Annotated in this window: 19 protein-coding genes; 16 read left to right on the forward strand and 3 right to left on the reverse strand. The window is 64.7% G+C overall.

What is annotated here, in order from left to right:
* Window positions 1-56: 56 nt before the first annotated feature.
* The 10 genes from LU671_RS14030 to LU671_RS14075 all read left to right on the forward strand — a co-directional run bounded on the left by LU671_RS14030 (window position 57) and on the right by LU671_RS14075 (window position 11,588).
* Window positions 57-1,067, forward strand: a complete 1,011-nt coding sequence (locus tag LU671_RS14030; RefSeq protein WP_110738301.1) for an ornithine carbamoyltransferase — start codon at window positions 57-59, stop codon at window positions 1,065-1,067.
* A gap of 136 nt (window positions 1,068-1,203) precedes the next feature.
* The gene (gene arcC / locus LU671_RS14035) at window positions 1,204-2,133 is read left to right on the forward strand and encodes a carbamate kinase (protein WP_203650896.1); all 930 of its coding nucleotides are present in this window, start codon (window positions 1,204-1,206) and stop codon (window positions 2,131-2,133) included.
* A 55-nt stretch (window positions 2,134-2,188) separates the two neighbouring features.
* Window positions 2,189-2,557 carry a DUF5064 family protein gene (locus LU671_RS14040; protein ID WP_203650888.1) on the forward strand — a complete coding sequence of 123 codons (369 nt, stop codon included), beginning with the start codon at window positions 2,189-2,191 and terminating at the stop codon, window positions 2,555-2,557.
* 176 nt (window positions 2,558-2,733) lie between these two features.
* A complete protein-coding gene (locus tag LU671_RS14045; RefSeq protein ID WP_232855968.1) occupies window positions 2,734-4,242 on the forward strand; it encodes a sigma-54-dependent transcriptional regulator in 1,509 nt (502 codons plus the stop codon).
* Window positions 4,243-4,525: 283 nt separating this feature from the next.
* Window positions 4,526-4,909, forward strand: a complete 384-nt coding sequence (gcvH, locus tag LU671_RS14050) for a glycine cleavage system protein GcvH (RefSeq protein ID WP_232855969.1) — start codon at window positions 4,526-4,528, stop codon at window positions 4,907-4,909.
* Between the two features lie 10 nt (window positions 4,910-4,919).
* Entirely contained in the window at window positions 4,920-7,775 is a 2,856-nt protein-coding gene (gene gcvP / locus LU671_RS14055; protein ID WP_232855970.1) for an aminomethyl-transferring glycine dehydrogenase, read from the forward strand.
* 149 nt (window positions 7,776-7,924) lie between these two features.
* Entirely contained in the window at window positions 7,925-9,301 is a 1,377-nt protein-coding gene (locus LU671_RS14060) for an L-serine ammonia-lyase (protein WP_203650879.1), read from the forward strand.
* A 26-nt stretch (window positions 9,302-9,327) separates the two neighbouring features.
* Complete coding sequence (gene gcvT / locus LU671_RS14065) at window positions 9,328-10,449, forward strand: glycine cleavage system aminomethyltransferase GcvT (RefSeq protein WP_232855971.1); 1,122 nt, start codon at window positions 9,328-9,330, stop codon at window positions 10,447-10,449.
* Window positions 10,450-10,796: 347 nt separating this feature from the next.
* Entirely contained in the window at window positions 10,797-11,009 is a 213-nt protein-coding gene (locus tag LU671_RS14070; RefSeq protein WP_050704121.1) for a cold-shock protein, read from the forward strand.
* 90 nt (window positions 11,010-11,099) lie between these two features.
* The gene (locus tag LU671_RS14075) at window positions 11,100-11,588 is read left to right on the forward strand and encodes an RDD family protein (protein ID WP_232855972.1); all 489 of its coding nucleotides are present in this window, start codon (window positions 11,100-11,102) and stop codon (window positions 11,586-11,588) included.
* A 214-nt stretch (window positions 11,589-11,802) separates the two neighbouring features.
* On the opposite strand, the gene lptG is transcribed toward LU671_RS14075, so the two are convergent.
* Complete coding sequence (gene lptG / locus LU671_RS14080; protein ID WP_110738291.1) at window positions 11,803-12,864, reverse strand: LPS export ABC transporter permease LptG; 1,062 nt, start codon at window positions 12,862-12,864, stop codon at window positions 11,803-11,805.
* Window positions 12,857-13,972: an LPS export ABC transporter permease LptF gene (gene lptF, locus LU671_RS14085; RefSeq protein WP_232855973.1), complete on the reverse strand. Its 1,116-nt coding sequence runs from the start codon at window positions 13,970-13,972 to the stop codon at window positions 12,857-12,859. Before lptF ends, lptG begins: the two co-directional genes overlap by 8 nt.
* Window positions 13,973-14,266: 294 nt before the next feature.
* Here lptF and LU671_RS14090 point away from each other — a divergent pair, with 294 nt between their 5' ends.
* The 5 genes from LU671_RS14090 (at window position 14,267) to rlmF (ending at window position 20,778) form a co-directional block, all read left to right on the forward strand.
* Window positions 14,267-15,760, forward strand: coding sequence for a leucyl aminopeptidase (locus LU671_RS14090; RefSeq protein ID WP_232855974.1), 1,494 nt, complete (start codon window positions 14,267-14,269; stop codon window positions 15,758-15,760).
* A gap of 50 nt (window positions 15,761-15,810) precedes the next feature.
* Window positions 15,811-16,239: a DNA polymerase III subunit chi gene (locus tag LU671_RS14095; protein ID WP_232855975.1), complete on the forward strand. Its 429-nt coding sequence runs from the start codon at window positions 15,811-15,813 to the stop codon at window positions 16,237-16,239.
* Between the two features lie 5 nt (window positions 16,240-16,244).
* Complete coding sequence (locus tag LU671_RS14100; protein ID WP_232855976.1) at window positions 16,245-16,619, forward strand: DNA polymerase III subunit chi; 375 nt, start codon at window positions 16,245-16,247, stop codon at window positions 16,617-16,619.
* Between the two features lie 188 nt (window positions 16,620-16,807).
* Entirely contained in the window at window positions 16,808-19,654 is a 2,847-nt protein-coding gene (locus LU671_RS14105; protein ID WP_232855977.1) for a valine--tRNA ligase, read from the forward strand.
* A gap of 173 nt (window positions 19,655-19,827) precedes the next feature.
* On the forward strand, window positions 19,828-20,778 hold the full coding sequence (gene rlmF, locus LU671_RS14110) for a 23S rRNA (adenine(1618)-N(6))-methyltransferase RlmF (protein ID WP_232855978.1): 951 nt from the start codon (window positions 19,828-19,830) through the stop codon (window positions 20,776-20,778).
* Window positions 20,779-20,828: 50 nt separating this feature from the next.
* On the opposite strand, the gene LU671_RS14115 is transcribed toward rlmF, so the two are convergent.
* Window positions 20,829-21,110 (reverse strand): HU family DNA-binding protein, encoded by a 282-nt coding sequence (locus tag LU671_RS14115; protein WP_110738284.1) that lies wholly within the window; start codon window positions 21,108-21,110, stop codon window positions 20,829-20,831.
* Window positions 21,111-21,501: 391 nt separating this feature from the next.
* Between LU671_RS14115 and yejK the strand changes: the two genes are divergently transcribed.
* Window positions 21,502-22,509: a nucleoid-associated protein YejK gene (yejK, locus tag LU671_RS14120; RefSeq protein WP_203650860.1), complete on the forward strand. Its 1,008-nt coding sequence runs from the start codon at window positions 21,502-21,504 to the stop codon at window positions 22,507-22,509.
* Window positions 22,510-22,611: the final 102 nt, after the last annotated feature.

Here is a 22,611-nt window from a genome sequence, read left to right on the forward strand (position 1 = left end):
CGGCCGCGCCCACGAGGCAGCGGCCGGGCACCTCACCGAATCCAAGGAGAACCGTCATGGCGTTCAATATCCACAACCGCAACCTGCTCAGCCTCGAACACCACAGCACCCGCGAACTGCGCTACCTGCTGGACCTGTCCCGCGACCTCAAGCGCGCCAAGTACACCGGCACCGAGCAGCAGCACCTGAAGGGCAACAACATCGCCCTGATCTTCGAGAAGACCTCGACCCGCACCCGCTGCGCCTTCGAAGTCGCCGCCTACGACCAGGGCGCCAACGTCACCTACATCGACCCCAACTCCTCGCAGATCGGCCACAAGGAGAGCATGAAGGACACTGCGCGCGTGCTCGGGCGCATGTACGACGCCATCGAGTACCGTGGCTTCAAGCAGGAGATCGTCGAGGAACTGGCCAAGTTCGCCGGCGTGCCGGTGTTCAACGGCCTGACCGACGAATACCACCCGACCCAGATGATCGCCGACGTGCTGACCATGCGCGAGCACAGCGACAAGCCGCTGCACGACATCAGCTACGCCTACCTGGGCGACGCCCGCAACAACATGGGCAACTCGCTGCTGCTGATCGGCGCCAAACTCGGCATGGACGTGCGCATCGCCGCGCCCAAGGCCCTGTGGCCCCATGACGACCTGGTCGAGCGCTGCCACAAGTACGCCGAGGAAAGCGGCGCGCGCATCACCCTGACCGAAGACCCGAAAGCCGCGGTCAAGGGCGTTGACTTCGTCCACACCGACGTCTGGGTGTCGATGGGCGAGCCGATCGAAGCCTGGGGCGAGCGCATCAAACAGCTCAAGCCCTATCAGGTGAACAAGGAACTGATGAAGGCCACCGGCAACCCACGGACCAAGTTCATGCACTGCCTGCCGGCGTTCCACAACTCCGAGACCAAGGTCGGCAAGCAGATCGCCGAGCAGTACCCGGACCTGGCCAACGGCATCGAAGTGACCGATGACGTGTTCGAGTCGCCGGCGTGCATCGCCTTCGAGCAGGCGGAGAATCGCATGCACACGATCAAGGCGATCCTGGTGTCGACCCTGGCTGACCTCTAAGGCCATCCTCGATCCCTGTGGGAGCGGGTTCACCCGCGAAAGGGCCAGCCCAGACGACATCGCTGGCCCTGCTGACGCATTCGCGGGTAAACCCGCTCCCACAGGATCGTCACTCCCCGTTTAAAGGACATTCCCCATGCGTATCGTTGTTGCATTGGGCGGCAACGCCCTGCTGCGCCGCGGCGAACCGATGACCGCCGACAACCAGCGCGCCAATATCCGCACCGCCACCGAGCAGATCGCCAAGATCCACCCCGGCAACGAACTGGTCATCGCCCACGGCAACGGCCCGCAGGTCGGCCTGCTGTCGCTGCAGGGGCTGTCGTACAAGCCGGATGAAGCCTATCCGCTGGACGTGCTCGGCGCCGAGACCGAAGGCATGATCGGCTACATGATCGAACAGGAGCTGGGCAACCTGCTGGCCTTCGAGGTGCCGTTCGCCACCCTGCTCACCCAGGTGGAAGTGGACGCCAACGACCCGGCGTTCAAGGACCCGACCAAGTTCATCGGCCCGGTCTACGCCAAGGACGAGGCCGAACGCCTGGCCAAGGAAAAAGGCTGGGTGGTCAAGCCCGACGGCGACAAGTACCGCCGCGTGGTGGCCAGCCCGAAACCCAAGCGCATCTTCGAGATCCGCCCGATCAAGTGGCTGCTGGAGAAGAGCAGCATCGTGATCTGCGCCGGCGGCGGCGGCATCCCCACCATGTATGACGAGAACCGCAAGCTCAAGGGCATCGAGGCGGTGATCGACAAGGACCTGTGCTCGGCGCTGCTCGCCGAACAACTGGAAGCCGACCTGCTGATCATCGCCACCGACGTCGACGCGGCGTACATTGATTTCGGTAAACCGACGAAAAAAGCCATCGCCCAGGCTCATCCGGACGAGCTCGAAAAACTGGGCTTTGCCGCCGGCTCCATGGGGCCGAAGGTCCAGGCCGCCTGCGACTTTGCGCGCAACACCGGCAAGGTGGCGGTGATCAGCTCGCTGGAGAACATCGAGGACATCGTCAAGGGCACCGCCGGCACGCGGGTTTCCACCGCCAAGCCCGGTATCAGCTACCGTTGAATGCAGTTGGCGGGTGCCTGGCACCCGCCGTTTTCAACCTTCCGGAGGACTCGCCATGGCCCAGTATCAACCTGGTCACGTGCATATCGAGCGCACCGCGCTGAACACCAACGACCACAGCTACGACCTGTGCATCGACTACGAGGCCGTGTCGGACCCGAGTGAAGGCCGCGGCATCCAGTTCCGCATGCATGGCAAGATCGAAGGCAAGGCGGTGGACGAAAAGTTCTTCCTGGCCAAGGACCAGGTGCTGCCGAGCTTTCTGATGCAGTTGAGCCGCAAGGCCCAGTCGTTCCTGCCGCCACCGAAGAAGTTCGAGAACCTCGGTTCGCCGCACAAGCTGTATGACTACATGTTCGAAGACATTCGCACCAAGCTGGATGTGAAATCGGGTGACCCGATCAAGCCAGAGCATCTGGAGTGATCCTCGGGGCCGCTGCGCGGCCCTTTCGCGGCACAAGGCCGTTCCTACAGGGATCGAACGCACCTGTAGGAGCGGCCTTGTGCCGCGGAAGGGCTGCGCAGCAGCCCCGGCAATAGTGGGCTAGAACGACATCGCAAGGCATACTGACGCCCATCCCGGCCAAAGCCTCGCTCATCATGCGCATCCACGTCAGCTTCATCGACCGCGTCGGCATCACCCAGGAAGTCCTGGCCCTGCTCGGTGCCCGCAACCTCAACCTCGATGCCGTGGAGATGGTCCCGCCGAACGTCTACATCGATGCCCCGACCCTGAGCCCCGCCGTGCTCGAAGAGCTGCACGACGCCCTGTTCGAGGTGCGCGGCGTACAGTCGGTGCAAGTGGTCGACATCCTCCCCGGCCAGCGCCGCCACCTGCAACTCGACGCCCTGCTCGCCGCCATGAGCGACCCGGTGCTGGCGGTGGACAGCGCAGGCAAGGTGCTGCTGGCCAACCCGGCGCTGATCGCCCTGTGCGGGCGCGAGTCAGCCGGGCGCTCGGTGGGCGAGCTGTTCGGCGATCCCGACCTGCTCCAGGCCCTGCTGGACAACAACTTCCACCTGCCCATGCGCGAGATGCAGCTCAACGGCCAGAGCCTGCTGCTCGATGCCACACCGATCACCCACGCCGGCGGCCTGCTGACCCTGTACCCGCCCAACCGCATGGGTGAGCGCCTGTCGGCCCTGCACCACGACCATGCCGAAGGTTTCGACGCCATGCTCGGCGACTCCCCGGCCATCCGTACCCTCAAGGCCCGCGCCCTGCGCGTGGCCACCCTCGACGCACCACTGCTGGTGCACGGCGAGACCGGTACCGGCAAGGAGCTGGTGGCCCGAGCCTGCCATGCCATCAGCAGCCGCCATGCCGCACCGTTCCTGGCGCTCAACTGCGCGGCGCTGCCCGAGAGCCTGGCCGAGAGCGAACTGTTCGGCTATGCCCCCGGCGCTTTCACCGGCGCGCAACGTGGCGGCAAGCCCGGGCTGATGGAACTGGCCAACCAGGGCACGGTGTTCCTCGACGAGATCGGCGAAATGTCGCCGTACCTGCAGGCCAAACTGCTGCGTTTTCTGAGCGATGGCAGCTTCCGCCGGGTAGGCGGCGACCGCGAGGTGAAAGTGGACGTGCGCATCATCAGCGCCACCCACCGCGACCTTGAGCGCATGGTCGGCGAAGGCACTTTCCGCGAAGACCTGTTCTACCGCCTCAACGTGCTCAACCTGCAGGTCCCGCCGCTGCGCGATCGCGGCCAGGACATCCTGTCGCTGGCGCAGTTCTTCATGCAGCAGGCCTGCACCCAGATCCAGCGCCCAGCCTGCCGGCTGGCGCCTGCCACGCATCCGGCACTGCTGGCCAATCCCTGGCCGGGCAACGTGCGCCAGCTACAGAACGTGATCTTCCGCGCCGCGGCCATCTGTGAAAGCAACGTGGTGGATATCGATGACCTGGACATCGCTGGCACCTCGGTGGCACGCGGGCAGGATGGCGAGGTGGCCAGCCTGGAACAGGCGGTGGGGGATTTCGAGCGCGAACTGTTGCAGCGGCTGTACGCCAGCTACCCCTCGACCCGGCAGTTGGCCGGACGCTTGCAGACTTCGCACACGGCCATTGCCCAGCGCTTGCGAAAATATGGAATTCCAACCCGAGGCTGAATCGCGCGACGTCGTCATGTAACGAATTCATTCCTATGTATCGATATCGATACACACCCATTTGCATGCGCCTTTGCAAGGGTTTGATCCCACAACGCTTTTGATTCCCAGCCCATCTGTATCGTTTTCATTCCACAAGAATGACAGAGCGCCTACAGATTAATTTTAAATTATTGATTTATAAGGACTTTTAATAACTGGCCACATTATTGCTAAGGGAATTCCAACCTTAAGAGCGCGGAGCCTACCGCGCCCAACGCCCCCTGCTTCCCGAGGAATTCCCATGAGCGAGTTGCGTTTCACCGAAGATCACGAATGGCTGCGCGTCGAAGCCGACGGCAGCGTCACCGTAGGCATCACCGCCTACGCCCAGAACGCCCTCGGCGACGTGGTCTATGTGCAACTGCCGGAACTGCAGCAGTACGACAAGGGCGCCGAAGCCTCCACCGTGGAATCGGTAAAGGCCGCCAGTGGCGTGTACATGCCGCTGACCGGCGAAGTGGTCGCGGTCAACGAAGGCCTGAACGACAGCCCCGAGCTGGTCAACGAAGACCCTTTGGGCGAAGGCTGGTTCTTCCGCTTCATCCCCGCCGACATGAACGAAGTGAACGCCCTGCTCGACCAGGACGCCTACGACCGCCTGATCAAAGCCAACGACGACGCCTGAGGTATCCACCATGACCATCAACCTCGGCACCGCCAACGAATTCGTCGCCCGTCACATCGGCCCGCGCGCCGCTGACGAGCAGGCCATGCTCACCACTCTGGGCTTCGACTCACTGGAAGCGATGACCGCCGCGGTCATTCCCGACAGCATCAAGGGCACCAGCGTGCTCGGCAGCGAAGACGGCCAGAGCGAGGCCGACGCCCTCGCCGCGCTGAAAGCCATCGCCGGCAAGAACCAGCTGTTCAAGAGCTACATCGGCCAGGGCTACTACAACACCCACACCCCGGCGCCGATCCTGCGCAACCTGCTGGAAAACCCGGCCTGGTACACCGCTTACACCCCGTACCAGCCAGAGATCTCCCAAGGCCGCCTGGAAGCGCTGCTGAACTTCCAGACCCTGATCAGCGACCTCAGCGGCCTGCCGATCGCCAACGCCTCCCTGCTCGACGAGGCCACCGCCGCCGCCGAAGCCATGACCTTCTGCAAGCGCCTGTCGAAGAACAAGGCCAGCCATGCCTTCTTCGCCTCCGCGCACTGCCACCCGCAGACCCTCGACGTGCTGCGCACCCGTGCCGAGCCGCTGGGCATCGAGGTGGTGGTGGGCGACGAGCGTGAGCTGGGCGATGTCAGCGCCTTCTTCGGCGCTCTGCTGCAGTACCCGGCCAGCAACGGTGACGTGTTCGACTACCGCGAAGTGGTGCAGCGCTTCCACGCCGCAGGCGCCCTGGTGGCCGTGGCCGCCGACCTGCTGGCCCTGACCCTGCTCACCCCGCCGGGCGAATTCGACGCCGACGTGGCCATCGGCAGCGCCCAGCGCTTCGGTGTGCCGCTGGGCTTCGGTGGCCCGCACGCGGCCTACTTCGCCACCCGCGACGCGTTCAAGCGTGACATGCCGGGGCGCCTGGTCGGCGTATCGATCGACCGCTTCGGCAAGAGCGCCCTGCGCCTGGCCATGCAGACCCGCGAACAGCACATCCGCCGCGAGAAGGCCACCAGCAACATCTGCACCGCCCAGGTGCTGCTGGCCAACATCGCCAGCATGTACGCCGTGTACCACGGCCCGGCCGGCCTCAAGCGCATCGCCGAGCGTACCCATGCGCTGACCGCGATCCTGGCCACCGGCCTGACCAAGCTGGGCGTGAAAGTGGTCACCAGCGACTTCTTCGATACCCTGACCCTGGCCACCGGCAGCGCCACCAGCGCCTTGCACGACAAGGCCCGCGCCAAGGGCATCAACCTGCGCCAGGTCGACACCGCCCACCTGGGCCTGTCGCTGGACGAAACCAGCAGCCAGGCCGATGTCGAGGCCCTGTGGCAACTGTTCGCCGACGGCCAGGCCACCCCGGACTTTGCCGCCCTGGCCAACAGCGTCGCCGTACGCCTGCCGGCCGGCCTGCTGCGCCAGTCGGCCATCCTCGAGCACCCGGTGTTCAACCGCTACCACAGCGAAACCGAGCTGATGCGCTACCTGCGCCGCCTGGCCGACAAGGACCTGGCGCTGGACCGCAGCATGATCCCGCTGGGCTCGTGCACCATGAAGCTCAACGCCGCCAGCGAGATGATCCCGGTGACCTGGGCCGAGTTCGGCAACCTGCACCCGTTCGCCCCGGCCGAGCAGAGCCAGGGCTACCTGCAGATGACCACCGAGCTGGAGGCCATGCTCTGCGCCGCCACCGGCTATGACGCCGTGTCGCTGCAGCCCAACGCCGGTTCCCAGGGCGAGTACGCAGGCCTCCTGGCGATCCGTGCCTACCACCGCAGCCGTGGCGACAGCCACCGCGACATCTGCCTGATCCCGTCCTCGGCCCACGGCACCAACCCCGCCACCGCGCACATGGCCGGCATGCGCGTGGTGGTCACCGCCTGCGACGCCCGCGGCAACGTCGACATCGACGACCTGCGCGCCAAGGCCATCGAGCACCGCGAGCGCCTGGCGGCGATCATGATCACCTACCCGTCGACCCACGGCGTGTTCGAGGAAGCCATCGGCGAGATCTGCGCGATCATCCACGACAATGGCGGCCAGGTGTACATCGACGGCGCCAACATGAACGCCATGGTCGGCCTGTGCGCACCGGGCAAGTTCGGCGGCGACGTCTCGCACCTGAACCTGCACAAGACCTTCTGCATCCCCCACGGCGGTGGCGGCCCGGGCGTCGGCCCGATCGGCGTCAAGTCGCACCTGGCGCCGTTCCTGCCCGGCCACGCGACGCTGGAGAACACCGCGGGCGCCGTGTGCGCCGCACCGTTCGGCAGCGCGAGTATCCTGCCGATCACCTGGATGTACATTCGAATGATGGGTGGCGCCGGCCTCAAGCGCGCCTCGCAGATGGCGATCCTCAACGCCAACTACATCGCCCGTCGCCTGGAAGAGCACTATCCTGTGCTGTACACCGGCGGCAACGGCCTGGTGGCGCATGAGTGCATCCTCGACCTGCGTCCGCTCAAGGACACCAGCGGCATCAGCGTCGACGACGTCGCCAAGCGCCTGATCGACTTCGGCTTCCACGCCCCGACCATGTCCTTCCCGGTGGCCGGCACGCTGATGATCGAACCGACCGAAAGCGAGTCCAAAGAAGAGCTGGACCGCTTCTGCAACGCGATGATCCAGATCCGCGAGGAAATTCGCGCCGTCGAGAACGGCAGCCTGGACAAGGACGACAACCCGCTGAAGAACGCCCCGCACACCGCAGCGGAGCTGGCCGGCGAATGGACCCACGGCTACAGCCGCGAGCAGGCGGTGTACCCGCTGCCGAGCCTGGTGGAAGGCAAGTACTGGCCGCCGGTGGGCCGGGTCGACAACGTGTTCGGCGACCGCAACCTGGTCTGCGCCTGCCCGTCGATCGAGAGCTATCAGGACGTCTGATAGCTCTTCCATGTAGGAGTGAGCCTGTGGGAGCAGGCTTTGTGGGAGCGGGCTTGCCCCGCGATTTGCGGTATCGGCCCTATCGCGGGGCAAGCCCGCTCCCACGCAGTCCACGCCCGCGCATGCCGACTCACCCAGGAGGTTGCACCATGTCCCTGAGCGTCTTCGACCTGTTCAAGATCGGCATCGGCCCCTCCAGCTCGCACACGGTCGGCCCGATGCGCGCCGCCGCGCGCTTCGCCGAAGGCCTGCGCCGTGACGGCCTGCTGGCCGGCACGGTCAGCGTCAAGGCCGAGCTGTACGGCTCGCTCGGCGCCACCGGCAAGGGCCACGGCAGCGACAAGGCCGTGTTGCTAGGGCTCGAGGGCGAGCATCCCGACACCGTCGACACCGAAACCATCCCCGCCCGCCTGCAGGCGATTCGCGACAGCGGCCGCCTGCGCCTGCTCGGCGAGCACGAAATCGCCTTCGTCGAGAAGCAGCACCTGGCGATGATCCGCAAGCCGCTGGAATACCACCCCAACGGCATGATCTTTCGCGCCTTCGACGCCGCCGGCCTGCAGATCCGCAGCCGCGAGTACTACTCGGTGGGCGGCGGCTTTGTGGTCGATGAAGACGCGGCAGGCCACGACCGCATCGTCGAGGACAGCACCGTGCTGGCCTATCCGTTCAAGACCGGCAAGGAACTGCTGGCCCATTGCACCACCGAGCAGCTGTCGTTCAGCCAGGTGATGCTGGCCAACGAAGCCGCCTGGCGCCCGGAGGCCGAAACCCGCGCCGGCCTGCTGCGCATCTGGCAGGTGATGCAGGACTGCGTCGAGGCGGGTTGCAGGCATGAGGGCATCCTGCCGGGTGGCCTGAAGGTCAAGCGCCGCGCACCAGCGCTGTACCGCCAGCTCAGCCGTCATCCAGAGGCCAGCCTGCGCGATGCGCTGTCGGTACTCGACTGGGTCAACCTCTATGCCCTGGCGGTGAACGAGGAAAACGCCTACGGCGGGCGCGTGGTCACCGCGCCGACCAACGGCGCCGCCGGCATCGTTCCGGCGGTGTTGCACTACTACATGCGCTTCGTCCCTGGCGCCAACGAGGACGGCGTGGTGCGCTTCCTGCTCACCGCCGCGGCAATCGGCATCCTCTACAAGGAAAACGCCTCGATCTCCGGTGCCGAGGTCGGCTGCCAGGGCGAGGTCGGCGTGGCCTGCTCGATGGCCGCCGGCGCCCTGTGCGAAGTGATGGGCGGCAGCCCGCAGCAAGTGGAAAACGCCGCCGAGATCGGCATGGAACACAACCTGGGCCTGACCTGCGACCCCATCGGCGGGCTGGTCCAGGTGCCCTGCATCGAGCGCAACGCCATGGGCTCGGTGAAGGCGATCAACGCGGTGCGCATGGCCCTGCGCGGCGACGGGCAGCACTACGTCTCGCTCGACAAGGTCATCCGCACCATGCGCCAGACCGGCGCCGACATGAAAAGCAAATACAAGGAGACCGCCCGCGGCGGTCTGGCCGTCAACATCATCGAATGTTGACCCGAACAAAAAACGAGGAGTCACCGATGTCCGAAACACTGCACAAGACCCCGCTGCACGCCCTGCACCTGGAACTGGGCGCGCGCATGGTGCCCTTCGCCGGCTACGACATGCCGGTGCAGTACCCGCTGGGCGTGCTCAAGGAGCACCTGCACACCCGCGAGCAGGCCGGCCTGTTCGACGTCTCGCACATGGGCCAGATCATCCTGCGCGGCAGCGACGCCGCCCAGGCCCTGGAAAGCCTGGTACCGGTGGACATCATCGACCTGCCGGTGGGCATGCAGCGCTACGCCATGTTCACCAACGCCGAGGGCGGCATCCTCGACGACCTGATGGTCGCCAACCTCGGTGACGACACCCTGTTCCTGGTGGTCAACGCCGCCTGCAAGGACCAGGACCTGGCGCACCTGCGCAAGCATATCGGCAATCGCTGCGAGATCCAGCCGCTGTTCGAGGAACGCGCCCTGCTCGCCCTGCAAGGCCCGGCGGCGGTCAAGGTGCTGGAGCGCCTGGCCCCGGAAGTGGCGAAGATGACGTTCATGCAGTTCCAGCCCGTTCAACTGCTCGGCGCCGACTGCTATGTCAGCCGCTCGGGCTACACCGGTGAGGACGGTTTCGAGATTTCCGTGCCGGCCGACAAGGCCGAAGCCCTGGCCCGCCGTCTGCTGGCCGAGCCGGAGGTACAGCCAATCGGCCTGGGGGCACGCGACTCGCTGCGCCTGGAAGCTGGCCTGTGCCTGTATGGCCACGACATGAATACGGCCACCACGCCGATCGCGGCCAGCCTGCTGTGGGCGATCTCCAAGGTGCGCCGTGCCGACGGCGCACGTGCCGGTGGTTTCCCCGGCGCCGCAGCCGTATTCGCCCAGCAGCAACAAGGAGTTGCACGCAAGCGCGTAGGCCTGCTGCCGCAGGAACGCACCCCGGTGCGCGAGGGTGCCGAGATTGTCGACGGCACCGGCAAAATTGTCGGCCAGGTGTGCAGCGGTGGATTTGGTCCGACGCTCGGCGCCCCGGTGGCAATGGGGTATGTCGATAGCGAACATGCCGCACTGGATACCGCTCTGTTTGCTGTGGTCCGCGGCAAGCAAGTTGCCCTTAAGGTCAGCAAAATGCCTTTCGTGGCACAACGTTACTACCGTGGCTGAATGAGTGGTTTGGACGGGTTCGACATATTCGTTTTCGAACCTGTCCAATAACTTCTGAACATAGCGCCAGCCCAGGCGCCACGCCGTTTCCGACAAATCGTTCGGTTATCGGGAAAACCCTGATTTTCACCCCCCGCAAGGGCTTGTTTTTCGCTCGGCAGTTGGCGTAGAGTCATCGCACTGTGTTTGCATGGGTCGCAACAGTTCGTGACCTGGGCCAGTAGCCGCAATCTGCTACAACCCGTTCGACGTCTCTTACTTTCCTGCAACCCAGCCCAGTAGTCTTTCACTTACAAAAGCGTGAAAGAAACTGTCATCAAAATTCAAGTTTCATAGGAAATAAGACAATGGCTGAGCGTCAGAACGGTACCGTCAAGTGGTTCAATGACGAGAAAGGTTACGGCTTCATCACCCCTGAGAGCGGTGCTGATCTGTTTGTTCACTTCCGTGCCATCGAAGGCAACGGCTTCAAGAGCCTGAAAGAAGGCCAGAAAGTCACCTTCGAAGCCGTGCAAGGCCAGAAAGGCCTGCAGGCTGACAAAGTTCAGGTTGTCGCCTAAGCGATTACCCGAATTCAAAAAGCCCCTGCCAAGTGCAGGGGCTTTTTTTTACCCGTAGAATAGCGGCTTCGCCATTCGGAGCCGTCCTGCATGTCCAAGCCCCTGCTCTCACCCCAGGGTGACTTCCCCCCCGTCGGCCTGGGTCGCCGGCTGGCGGCGATGTTCTATGACTTCCTGCTGTGCACCGCCCTGCTGATCGTCACCGCCGGCGCCTACAAGATGATCCAGATGGCGATCATCGGCGAGGCGCGCATGCGTGAGCTGACCGAGGCCGGCGCGCTGGATGGCGATCCGTTGCTGTCGACGATCCTGCTGTTCGCCCTGTTCGGCTTCTTCGCCAAATTCTGGACCCATGGCGGCCAGACCCTGGGCATGCAAGTGTGGGGCATGCGCGTGCAGAACGCCGACGGCAGCGCCATCAGCCTGTGGCAGGCGCTGCTGCGCTTTTTGGTGTCGATCGCGTCCTGGCTGTGCCTGGGGCTGGGGTTCTTCTGGTCGTTGATCGACAAGCGCCAGCGCAGCTGGCACGACATCTATTCCGAGACGCAGCTGGTGCGCGTGCCCAAACGCAAGAAATAGCCCGAGCGACGACCACCCTGTAGGAGCGGCCTTGTGCCGCGAAAGGGCTGCGAAGCGGCCCCGGCAATCTGACTTGTGGCGCAGACCCTGGGGCCGCTTCGCGCCCCTTTCGCGGCACAAGGCCGCTCCTACAATAGGATGAGTTAATCCTGATCATCCCGTTACGCACAAAAAAGCCGACCCCAGGGTCGGCTTCTTTGTGCAGCTCAGGCCATCAACCCGCCCGGCGCATCAACCACAAGCCCGCCAGCGCACAGATCCCCGCTGGGATCACCACCGCCAGCAACGGCGGGAAGCCGAACACCTGGCTCGATGGCCCCAGCAGGTCCCCGGCGATGCGGAACACGAAGCCCACCAGCACGCCGGTGAACACGCGCTGCCCCAGGGTCACGGAACGCAGCGGGCCGAAGATGAACGAGATCGCCATCAATACCAGCGCTGCGGTGACCGCCGGTTGCAGGACCTTGGTCCAGAACGCCAGCCAGTAGCGCGAGTTGTTCAGTCCCTGGTCGGCCAGGTAGTGGATGTAGTCCCACAGCCCGGTGATCGACAGCGACTCCGGCGCCAGCACCACGGTGTTGAGCAGCTCCGGCGTCACCGAGACGTCCCACACCTCTTCAGGGCTCTTGACCACTTCGGTGTGGTCGCCGCGGAAGTAGGTCGTGGAGACATCGTTGAGCATCCACTTGCCTTCCACATACTGCGCCCGGCGGGCAAAGCTGGAGGTCTGGATCTTGCGCTCGGCGTCGAAGCGGTAGCGGGTCACGCCCAGCAGCAGGCCATTGGGCTGCACCGAGTTGATATGCACGAACTCCTCGCCCTGGCGGTGCCACATGCCGCGCTTGGAGCTTTGCGCCTCGCCGCCACCCTGGGCCAGCGATCGGTCGGCCTGGGCCTTGTTCTCGGTCACCGGGGCCACGTACTCGCCGATCAGCAGGCCGACCAGCATCAGCACCAGCATCGGCTTCATCACCGCCCAGACGATGCGCCCGATGGACACGCCGGCGGCGCGCATGATGGTCAGTTCGCTGCTGCTGGCCAGGCTGCCCAGGCCGATCAGGCAGCCGATCAGGGCCGCCATCGGCAGCATGTCGTAGAGACGGCGCGGCGCGGTCAGCAGGACGAAGCTGCCAGCATCCATGAAGGTATAGGTGGCACTCAGGTCGTTCAGTTCGTCGATCAGGGCGAACAGCGAGGCCAGGCCAAGGATGATGCCCAGCACGGCGGCGATCGCCAGCAGCACGCTCTTGCCGATGTAGCGGTCCAGTTTAACCACGGGCCACCTCCGCACGACGGGCGGCGCGTTTGAGGCGCAACGGCTCCCAATACATCAGCGCCAGGCCGATCAGCAGGAACAGGCCATGGACCCACCACATACCCAGCGAGATGGGCAGCTTGCCCTTCTCCAGGGCGCTACGCACGGAAATCAGCATCGTCAGATAGGCCATGTACAAAAGGATCGCCGGCAGCAGCTTGAGGAAGCGGCCCTGGCGTGGGTTGACGCGCGACAGCGGCACCGCCAGCAGCGTCACGACGAACACCAGCAGTGGCAGCGACAGGCGCCATTGCAGCTCGGCTCGCTCGCGAATGCCTTCATGCCCGAACAGTTCGGACGTCGGGATCGCTTCGCGGTCGGTGACTTCCTCGGCGACTTCCGGCTTGGGCAGCAGCACGCCATAGGTGTCGTACTTGATCGCCCGGTAGTCGGCCTGGCCCGGATTGCCGTCGTAGCGGTAGCCGTTCTCCAGCACCAGGTAGCGGTTGCCGTCGGCCTGCACTTCCTGGTGGCCCTTCTCGGCGACCAGCACCGAAGGCGCGCGGTCCTTGGTCTTGTCCTGGTTGAAGCGCTTCTCGGAGATGAACACCCCGCCGAGCTTGATGCGGTCATCGGACAGCTGTTCGGTGTAGGTCACCCGGGAGCCGTCGCGCAGGGTCTGGAAACGGCCCGGCACCAGGGTGTCGAACTCGGTCAGGGCATCCTGCTGGGCGATGATCTTCTGCACCTGGGCAACGCCCAGAGGCGCCAGGCTCAGGCTCAGCCAGGCGACCAGCAGGGCGACCAGCGCCGCCGGCACCATGGTCACGGTCAGCAGGCGCTGCTGGCTCATGCCGGTGGCCGACAGCACGGTCATCTCGCTTTCGAGATACAACCGGCCATAGGCGAGCAGGATGCCGAGGAACAGCCCCAGCGGCAGGATCAGTTGCAGGAAGCCCGGCAGGCGAAACCCCATGATCATGAACAGCACGCTTGGATCGAGCGCGCCCTGGGCCGCCTGGGCCAGGTATTTGATGAAGCGCCCGCTCATGATGATCACCAGCAGCACGGCGCTGACGGCGCTCAAGGTCACCAGGACCTCGCGGGACAGATAACGAAAGACGATCAAACCAGACACTCCTGGGTTGTCAGGGGCGGAAAGCCAAACGAACGATTCGGACAGCCAAGACCAATGCCGGTTCGCCAAGGCGAACCTCCATGTAAAAGTGCGCGCATTATCCTGTGATTGACGGCGCCTGTCACTTGGCCGCGCAGCATGGCGCATATCGGGGTTGTCATCGTGGTCGCGGCAGGCTCAAACTGGCAGCTTTTCCGCTGGCAGGCATCGCCCGCCAGCCGCGTGTTCCGAGCGCTTGCGAAAGACAGCGCCCACTGACAGACAGATCATTCGGGGACCCCAGACATGGAATTGGTTGTAAAGAGCGTAGCCGCTGTATCCGTCAAGACCGCGACCTTGGTCGTACCCGTGGGTGAAGGGCGCAAGCTTGGCGCCACGGCCAAGGCCGTCGACCAGGCCAGCGAAGGCGCGATCAGCGCGCTGCTCAAGCGTGGCGACCTGGCCGGCAAGCCAGGCCAGACCCTGCTGCTGCACAACCTGCCGGGCCTGAAGGCCGAGCGCGTGCTGCTGGTCGGCAGCGGCAAGGACGAAGCCCTCGGCGATCGCGCCTGGCGCAAGCTGGTCGCCAGCGTCGCCGGCGTGCTCAAGGGTCTGGGCGGCGGCGACGCCGTGCTGGCCCTGGACGACATCGCCGTCACCGGCCGCGACGGCCACTACGGCAAGTACCGCCTGCTGGCCGAGACCCTGCTGGACGGCAACTACGTGTTCGACCGCTACAAGAGCCAGAAGGCCGAACCCCGCGCCCTGAAGAAAGTCACCCTGCTCACCGCCAAGGCCGGCCAGGCCGAGGCCGAGCGCGCCGTGAAGCACGCCAGCGCCATCGCCACCGGCATGGCCTTCACCCGCGACCTGGGCAACCTGCCACCGAACGTCTGCCACCCAAGCTTCCTCGCCGAGCAGGCCAAGGACCTGGGCAAGGCGCACAAAGGCCTCAAGGTCGAGGTGCTGGACGAGAAGAAGATCAAGGACCTGGGCATGGGCGCGTTCTATGCCGTGGGCCAGGGCAGCGACCAGCCGCCGCGGCTGATCGTGCTCAACTATCAGGGCGGCAAGAAGAGCGAAAAACCGTTCGTGCTGGTCGGCAAGGGCATCACCTTCGACACCGGCGGCATCAGCCTCAAGCCCGGCGCCGGCATGGACGAGATGAAGTACGACATGTGCGGCGCCGCCAGCGTGTTCGGCACCCTGCGCGCCGTGCTCGAGCTGCAGCTGCCGATCAACCTGGTGTGCCTGCTGGCCTGCGCCGAGAACATGCCGAGCGGCGGCGCCACCCGTCCGGGCGACATCGTCACCACCATGAGCGGGCAGACCGTCGAGATCCTCAACACCGACGCCGAAGGCCGCCTGGTGCTGTGCGACACCCTCACCTACGCCGAGCGTTTCAAGCCGCAGGCGGTGATCGACATCGCCACCCTGACCGGCGCCTGCATCGTCGCCCTGGGCAGCCATACCTCGGGCCTGATGGGCAACGACGACGCGCTGGTCGGCCAACTGCTGGACGCCGGCAAGCGCGCCGACGACCGCGCCTGGCAGCTGCCGCTGTTCGATGAGTACCAGGAGCAACTGGACAGCCCGTTCGCCGACATCGCCAACATCGGTGGCCCGAAGGCCGGCACCATCACCGCCGGCTGCTTCCTGTCGCGCTTCGCCAAGGCCTACCACTGGGCGCACCTGGACATCGCCGGCACCGCCTGGATCAGCGGCGGCAAGGACAAGGGCGCCTCGGGCCGTCCGGTACCGCTGCTCACCCAGTACCTGCTGGACCGCGCCGGCGCCTGATGGCGCATGGCCGGTGGCGCCCACGCGCCACCGGCCGGCACTGAACGATCATGAGCAAAGTCGATTTCTACATCCTGCCCAGCGACTCGCTGTCGGTGCGGCTGGATTTCGCCTGCAAGCTGTGTGAAAAGGCCTGGCGCCTCGGCCACCGGGTCTACCTGCATTGCCAGGACGAGGCGCAACGCAACGAGCTCGACCTGCGCCTGTGGCAGTTCAAGGGCGAGGCCTTCGTGCCCCACGACCACGCCGAACAGCACCCGGACGCCTTTGTCGCGCTGGGTGTCGGCAGCGATGCCGGCGAACACCGTGACCTGCTGATCAACCTGGGCGGCGATGTCCCCGCCTTCGTCGGCCAGTTCGAACGGGTCGCCGAAATCGTCGTCGAGGAACCGGCCATCCGCCTGGCCGCACGCGAGCGATTCCGTTTCTACCGCGAACAGGGCTATGCTCTGCAAGACCACCGCTTACAGCGACTCTGACGACGATGGACAAGCAGCTGAACTCCCTGACCCATTCCGCCCACCTGCTCGACGATCTTGAATCGATCCGCGAGCTGCTGGGCGACGCCGACCTGCAACCGCCGCTGCTGACCGAGACGGTGGAGCAGATTCCCCTGCTGCTCGACGAACCGGCCCCCGCGCAGCCCGTCGCCGAGGCAGCGCCGGTAGCGGCCCCGGCACCTGAAGAGGATGCCCAGACCCTCCGCCAGGACACCCTGCTGCACCTGGACGCCGAACTGCGCGCCGCCGCGCAACTGATCATGCAGGACGTGATCAACGACTTCACCCCGCATATCGAGACCGAGATCAAACGTCGCCTCGATGCGCGGCTGGAGCGCTTGCTCAAGCGTTCCGAGTGACTCTCTGGGGCCGCTTCGCGGCCCTTTCGCGGCACAAGGCCGCTCCTACAGGGGAACGCGATCTCCTGTAGGAGCGGCCTTGTGCCGCGAAAGGGCTGCAAAGCAGCCCCAGCGCCTGTCGCCTCAACCCCCCACGTTGGTTATACTTCCCGGCTTTCCCGAATTAATGCCTAAGGGTCCCGCCGCGCATGGATAAGACCTACCAGCCGCACGCCATCGAAACTTCCTGGTACAACACCTGGGAGTCCGAGAACTATTTCGCTCCACAAGGTGCAGGCGAGTCCTACACCATCATGATCCCGCCGCCGAACGTGACCGGCAGCCTGCACATGGGCCACGGCTTCAACAACGCGATCATGGACGCGCTGATCCGCTTCCGCCGCATGCAGGGTCGCGACACCCTGTGGCAGCCGGGCACCGACCACGCCGGTATCGCCACCCAGATGCTGGTGGAGCGCCAGCTCGAGGCCAAGGGCCAGAATCGCCATGACCTGGGCCGCGACAAGTTCCTGGAGAAGGTCTGGGAGTGGAAGGATCAATCGGGCGGCAACATCAGCCGCCAGATCCGCCGCCTGGGCTCGTCGGTGGACTGGAGCCGCGAGCGCTTCACCATGGACGACGGCCTGTCGGAAGCGGTCAAAGAGGCTTTCGTGCGCCTGCACGAAGACGGCCTGATCTACCGCGGCAAGCGCCTGGTCAACTGGGACACCAAGCTGCACACGGCGATTTCCGACCTCGAAGTGGAGAACCACGACGAGAAGGGCCACCTGTGGAACCTGCGCTATCCGCTGGCCGACGGCGCCAAGACCGCCGAAGGCAAGGACCACCTGGTGGTCGCCACCACCCGTCCGGAAACCCTGCTCGGTGACGTCGCCGTCGCCGTCAACCCGGCCGACGAGCGCTACCAGGCACTGATCGGCAAGTTCGTCGAACTGCCGCTGGTCGGCCGTCGTATCCCGATCGTCGCCGACGACTACTGCGACCCCGAGTTCGGCACCGGCTGCGTGAAGATCACCCCGGCCCACGACTTCAACGACTACGAAGTCGGCAAGCGCCACAACCTGCCGCTGCTGAACATCTTCGACAAGAACGCCACCGTGCTGGCCGCCGTGCAGGCGTTCAACCTCGACGGCAGCGTCAACGATAGCCTCGACACCTCGCTGCCGACCCAGTACGCCGGCCTCGACCGCTTCGTCGCGCGCAAGCAGATGGTTGCCGACCTCGACGCCCAAGGCCTGCTGGTCAGCATCGACGATCACGCCCTGAAAGTCCCGAAAGGCGACCGTTCCGGCACCGTCATCGAGCCGTGGCTGACCGACCAGTGGTACGTCTCTACCAAGCCACTGGCGGAACCTGCCATCGCCGCCGTGGAAGACGGCCGCATCCAGTTCGTGCCCAAGCAGTACGAGAACATGTACTTCTCCTGGATGCGCGACATCCAGGACTGGTGCATCAGCCGCCAGCTGTGGTGGGGCCACCGCATCCCGGCCTGGTACGACGAGGCCGGCCAGGTCTACGTCGGCCGCGACGAGGCCGAAGTGCGCGCCAAGCACAACCTCGGCGCCGATATGAAACTGCGCCAGGATGACGACGTGCTCGACACCTGGTTCAGCTCGGGCCTGTGGACCTTCTCCACCCTCGGCTGGCCGGAGCAGACCGAGTTCCTGAAGAAATTCCACTCCACCGACGTGCTGGTCACCGGCTTCGACATCATCTTCTTCTGGGTCGCCCGGATGATCATGCTGACGATGCACCTGATCAAGAACGAGGACGGCACCCCGCAGGTACCGTTCAAGACCGTCTACGTGCACGGTCTGGTCCGCGACGGCCAGGGCCAGAAGATGTCCAAGTCCAAGGGCAACGTCCTCGACCCGCTGGACATCGTCGACGGCATCACCCTCGACGCCCTGCTGGAAAAACGCACCAGCGGCATGATGCAGCCCAAGCTTGCCGAGAAGATCGCCAAGCAGACCAAGGCCGAGTTCCCCGAAGGCATCGCCAGCTACGGCACCGACGCCCTGCGCTTCACCTTCTGCTCGCTGGCCTCCACCGGTCGTGACATCAAGTTCGACATGGGCCGCGTCGAAGGCTACCGCAACTTCTGCAACAAGATCTGGAACGCCGCCCGCTACGTGCTGGACAAGGGCGAGGATTGTGGCCAGAACGGCGAGGCCTACGAGCTGTCGCTGGCCGACCGCTGGATCATCTCGCAGCTGCAGCGCACTGAAGCCGAAGTGACCCGTCAGCTCGAGCAGTTCCGCTTCGACTTGGCCAGCCAGGCCCTGTACGAGTTCATCTGGAACCAGTACTGCGACTGGTACCTGGAGCTGTCCAAGCCGGTGCTGTGGGACGAGAACGCCCCGGTCGAGCGCGCCCGCGGCACCCGTCGCACCCTGGTGCGCGTGCTGGAAGTCGCCCTGCGCCTGGCGCACCCGTTCATGCCGTTCATCACCGAAGAGATCTGGCAGCGCATCGCGCCGCTGGCCGGCATCGAAGGCAAGACCATCATGCTGCAGCCGTGGCCTGAAGCGAACGAAAGCCGCATCGACGCCGCCGCCGAAGGCGACATCGAGTGGCTCAAGGAGCTGATGGTGGGCCTGCGCAACATCCGCGCCGAGATGAACATCGGCCCGGGCAAGCCGCTGCCGCTGTTCCTGAAGAACGCCAACGCCGACGACCAGCGTCGCCTGCAGGAAAACGAAGCCCTGCTGAAGAAACTGGCCAAGGTCGAGTCGTTCACCGTGCTGGGCGAGCAGGACGAAGCGCCGCTGTCGGCCACCGCGCTGGTGGGTGATCTGCAGGTGCTGGTGCCGATGGCCGGCCTGATCGACAAGGACGCCGAACTTGCGCGCCTAAGCAAAGAGATCCAGCGTTTGCAGGGTGAAGTCCAGCGCGTCGGTGGCAAGCTGTCCAACGCCGCCTTCGTCGACAAGGCACCGCCTGCGGTGATCGAGAAGGAACGCGCCAAGCTGGCCGAGTCGGAGCAGGCCCTGGCCAACTTCACCGAGCAGCATGCGCGGATTGCTGCGCTGTAATCATCTACATCGCTGACTGACCGGCGAGGGCTTCGCCCTCGTTCGCGGCACAAGGCCGCTCCTACAGGGAATTGCATGGCTCACAGGCCTGCGCTTTCCTGTAGGAGCGGCCTTGTGCCGCGAAAGGGCCGCAAAGCGGCCCCTGGACCAGCAAGGCAACACCGGATCCGACAATGACCGAAAAACCCACCCTGCACCCACGCAACCGCCACCAGGGCCGCTACGACTTCCCCGCCCTGATCAAGGCGCACCCGGACCTGGCCCGCTTCACCATCACCAACCCCTACGGCAAGCCCAGCATCGACTTTGCCAACCCCGAGGCCGTGCGGGTATTCAACCGCGCCCTGCTCAAGGCCCAGTACGGCATCCAGCACTGGGATATTCCGGCCGACTACCTGTGCCCGCCGATCCCCGGCAGGGCCGACTACATCCACGTGCTGGCCGACCTGCTGGCCGAGGACAATGCCGGCGAGATCCCCCGCGGCGCCCAGGTACGCGCCCTGGATATCGGCGTCGGCGCCAACTGCATCTACCCCTTGCTTGGCCACAGCGACTACCGCTGGCGCTTCACCGGCTCCGACATCGACGGCGTGGCCCTGGGCTCGGCCAAGGCCATCGTCCAGGCCAACAAGCTCGACAAGGCCATCAGCCTGCGCCAGCAAGCTCAGCCCAGGCATATCCTCAGTGGCCTGCTGCAGACCGACGAACGCTTCGACGTCACCCTGTGCAACCCGCCGTTCCATGCCTCCCGCGAGGAAGCCACCCGCGGCAGCCAGCGCAAGTGGAAGAACCTCGGCAAACAGGACCCCAAGCGCAAATTGCCGGTACTGAACTTCGGCGGGCAGAACAACGAACTGTGGTGCGAAGGCGGCGAGATCCGCTTCGTCAGCCAACTGGTCGCCGAAAGCGCCCAGTACGCGACCCAGGTGCTGTGGTTCACCAGCCTGGTGTCCAAGGCCAGCAACCTGCCGGGTATCGAGGCGGCCTTGAAGAAGGCCGGGGTGAAGGCCCTGCGCATCGTCGAAATGGGCCAGGGGCAGAAGCAGAGTCGCATGGTCGCCTGGAGTTTCCAGGACGACAGCGCACGCCAGCAATGGCATGCCGCGCGCAAATCACAGGCATGAAAAAACCGCGCCCGGGCAAGCCGAGCGCGGTTTCGTCAACGCATCAACAATTACTTGTTGATCGAGTCGGTCAGCACTTTGGCTGGAACGAACTTGACGACTTTCTTGGCAGCGATTTCGATGGCGGCGCCAGTCGAAGGGTTGCGGCCGGTACGGGCAGGACGCTCGGAGACTTTCAGCTTGCCGATGCCTGGCAGGGTGATTTCGGCGCCGTTTTCCAGTTGGTCGGCAACGATCTGGCCCAGTTGCTCCAGTGCATTACGCGCGGTGGTTTTCGGCGCGTCGATAGCTTCAGCGATGTCGGCAATCAGTTGGTCTTTGGTCAGTGCCATGGTGGTGTTCCTTCCCTATCAAATCAGAGGTTGTGCAGCATGCTTGGTCGGTGGTCGGGCCAGCCCGGGACAATCCAGAGGCCGCGTCGATCGCGTATGTAGATACGCAAATCGGCGTTTGGTTCGACACCGCGCAAGCGATCTGCCAGCAATGCGCCACCCAAGGGGCGCAAGACCGCGCAAAGCTACCACAGGAATCGAGAAATATCCGCTGTCGACATTGATTTTGTGCAGGTTTTTCGGGGGTTTTCGGAAAAATCGCAAAAAAATGAGCAAAAAACGAACAACCGGCATTTGTGCCAATATCTGGCCACTGCATCACCCCTACCCTGAGGTAAACTGAGCGACTTTTGCAGCGCGGCTTTTCACCGCTCAGACCACCGAGAATTCCATGCCAATCCGTCATTGCATCGTTCACCTGATCGACAAGAAGCCCGATGGCAGCCCCGCCGTGCTCCATGCGCGCGACAGCGAACTGGTAGCCTCCGACGCCATCGAGAACCTGCTGGCCGACCTCAACGACAGCTACAACGCCAAGCAAGGCAAAGCCTGGGGCTTTTTCCACGGCGAGTCCGGCGCCTACCCGTTCAGTGGCTGGCTCAAGCAGTATCTGGATGAGGAAAAGGACTTCGCCGCCTTCAGCCGCATCGCGGTCGAGCACCTGCAGAAGCTGATGGAAGAGTCCAACCTGTCCACCGGCGGCCACGTGCTGTTCGCCCATTACCAGCAGGGCATGACCGAGTACCTGGCCATCGCCCTGCTGCACCACAGCGAAGGCGTGGCGGTCAACGCCGAACTCGACGTCACCCCGTCGCGCCACTTGGACCTGGGCCAGCTGCACCTGGCGGCGCGGGTCAACCTGTCCGAGTGGAAGAACAACCAGAATTCCAAGCAGTACATCTCGTTCATCAAGGGCAAGAACGGCAAGAAGGTCTCGGATTATTTCCGCGACTTCATCGGCTGCCAGGAAGGCGTCGACGGCCCGGGCGAAACCCGCACCCTGCTCAAGGCCTTCAGCGACTTCGTCGAGAAAGAAGACCTGCCGGAAGAGTCCGCCCGGGAGAAGACCCAGACCCTGGTCGACTACGCCACCACCCAGACCAAGCTGGGCGAGCCGGTGACGCTGGAAGAGCTCTCCAGCCTGATCGACGAGGATCGGCCCGAGGCGTTCTACGACCATATCCGCAACAGCGACTACGGGCTGTCGCCGGAGATCCCCGCCGACAAACGTACCCTCAACCAGTTCCGCCGCTTTACTGGGCGTGCCGAGGGGTTGTCGATCAGTTTCGAGGCGCATTTGCTGGGCTCGAAGGTGGAGTATGACGAAGAAGCGGGGACGCTGGTGATCAAGGGCTTGCCGACGCAACTGATCGACCAGTTGAAGCGACGCAAGGACTGAAATCGCCGGGGGCGCGTTGCGCCCCTTTCGCGGCACAAGGCCGCTCCTACAGGGAAACGCGGTCATCTGTAGGAGCGGCCTTGCGTCGCGAAAGGGCTGCAA

The sequence above is a fragment of the Pseudomonas sp. NMI760_13 genome, assembly GCF_021283245.1.
In the GTDB taxonomy this organism is placed as follows: domain Bacteria; phylum Pseudomonadota; class Gammaproteobacteria; order Pseudomonadales; family Pseudomonadaceae; genus Aquipseudomonas; species Aquipseudomonas peradeniyensis.

What these genes read in the sequence shown, in the direction of transcription:
- LU671_RS14030 (WP_110738301.1), top strand. Translation starts at nt 57, where the DNA reads ATGGCGTTCAATATCCACAACCGCAACCTGCTCAGCCTCGAACACCAC.
- arcC (WP_203650896.1), top strand. Translation starts at nt 1,204, where the DNA reads ATGCGTATCGTTGTTGCATTGGGCGGCAACGCCCTGCTGCGCCGCGGC.
- LU671_RS14040 (WP_203650888.1), top strand. Translation starts at nt 2,189, where the DNA reads ATGGCCCAGTATCAACCTGGTCACGTGCATATCGAGCGCACCGCGCTG.
- LU671_RS14045 (WP_232855968.1), top strand. Translation starts at nt 2,734, where the DNA reads ATGCGCATCCACGTCAGCTTCATCGACCGCGTCGGCATCACCCAGGAA.
- gcvH (WP_232855969.1), top strand. Translation starts at nt 4,526, where the DNA reads ATGAGCGAGTTGCGTTTCACCGAAGATCACGAATGGCTGCGCGTCGAA.
- gcvP (WP_232855970.1), top strand. Translation starts at nt 4,920, where the DNA reads ATGACCATCAACCTCGGCACCGCCAACGAATTCGTCGCCCGTCACATC.
- LU671_RS14060 (WP_203650879.1), top strand. Translation starts at nt 7,925, where the DNA reads ATGTCCCTGAGCGTCTTCGACCTGTTCAAGATCGGCATCGGCCCCTCC.
- gcvT (WP_232855971.1), top strand. Translation starts at nt 9,328, where the DNA reads ATGTCCGAAACACTGCACAAGACCCCGCTGCACGCCCTGCACCTGGAA.
- LU671_RS14070 (WP_050704121.1), top strand. Translation starts at nt 10,797, where the DNA reads ATGGCTGAGCGTCAGAACGGTACCGTCAAGTGGTTCAATGACGAGAAA.
- LU671_RS14075 (WP_232855972.1), top strand. Translation starts at nt 11,100, where the DNA reads ATGTCCAAGCCCCTGCTCTCACCCCAGGGTGACTTCCCCCCCGTCGGC.
- LU671_RS14090 (WP_232855974.1), top strand. Translation starts at nt 14,267, where the DNA reads ATGGAATTGGTTGTAAAGAGCGTAGCCGCTGTATCCGTCAAGACCGCG.
- LU671_RS14095 (WP_232855975.1), top strand. Translation starts at nt 15,811, where the DNA reads ATGAGCAAAGTCGATTTCTACATCCTGCCCAGCGACTCGCTGTCGGTG.
- LU671_RS14100 (WP_232855976.1), top strand. Translation starts at nt 16,245, where the DNA reads ATGGACAAGCAGCTGAACTCCCTGACCCATTCCGCCCACCTGCTCGAC.
- LU671_RS14105 (WP_232855977.1), top strand. Translation starts at nt 16,808, where the DNA reads ATGGATAAGACCTACCAGCCGCACGCCATCGAAACTTCCTGGTACAAC.
- rlmF (WP_232855978.1), top strand. Translation starts at nt 19,828, where the DNA reads ATGACCGAAAAACCCACCCTGCACCCACGCAACCGCCACCAGGGCCGC.
- LU671_RS14115 (WP_110738284.1), bottom strand. Translation starts at nt 21,110, where the DNA reads ATGGCACTGACCAAAGACCAACTGATTGCCGACATCGCTGAAGCTATC.
- yejK (WP_203650860.1), top strand. Translation starts at nt 21,502, where the DNA reads ATGCCAATCCGTCATTGCATCGTTCACCTGATCGACAAGAAGCCCGAT.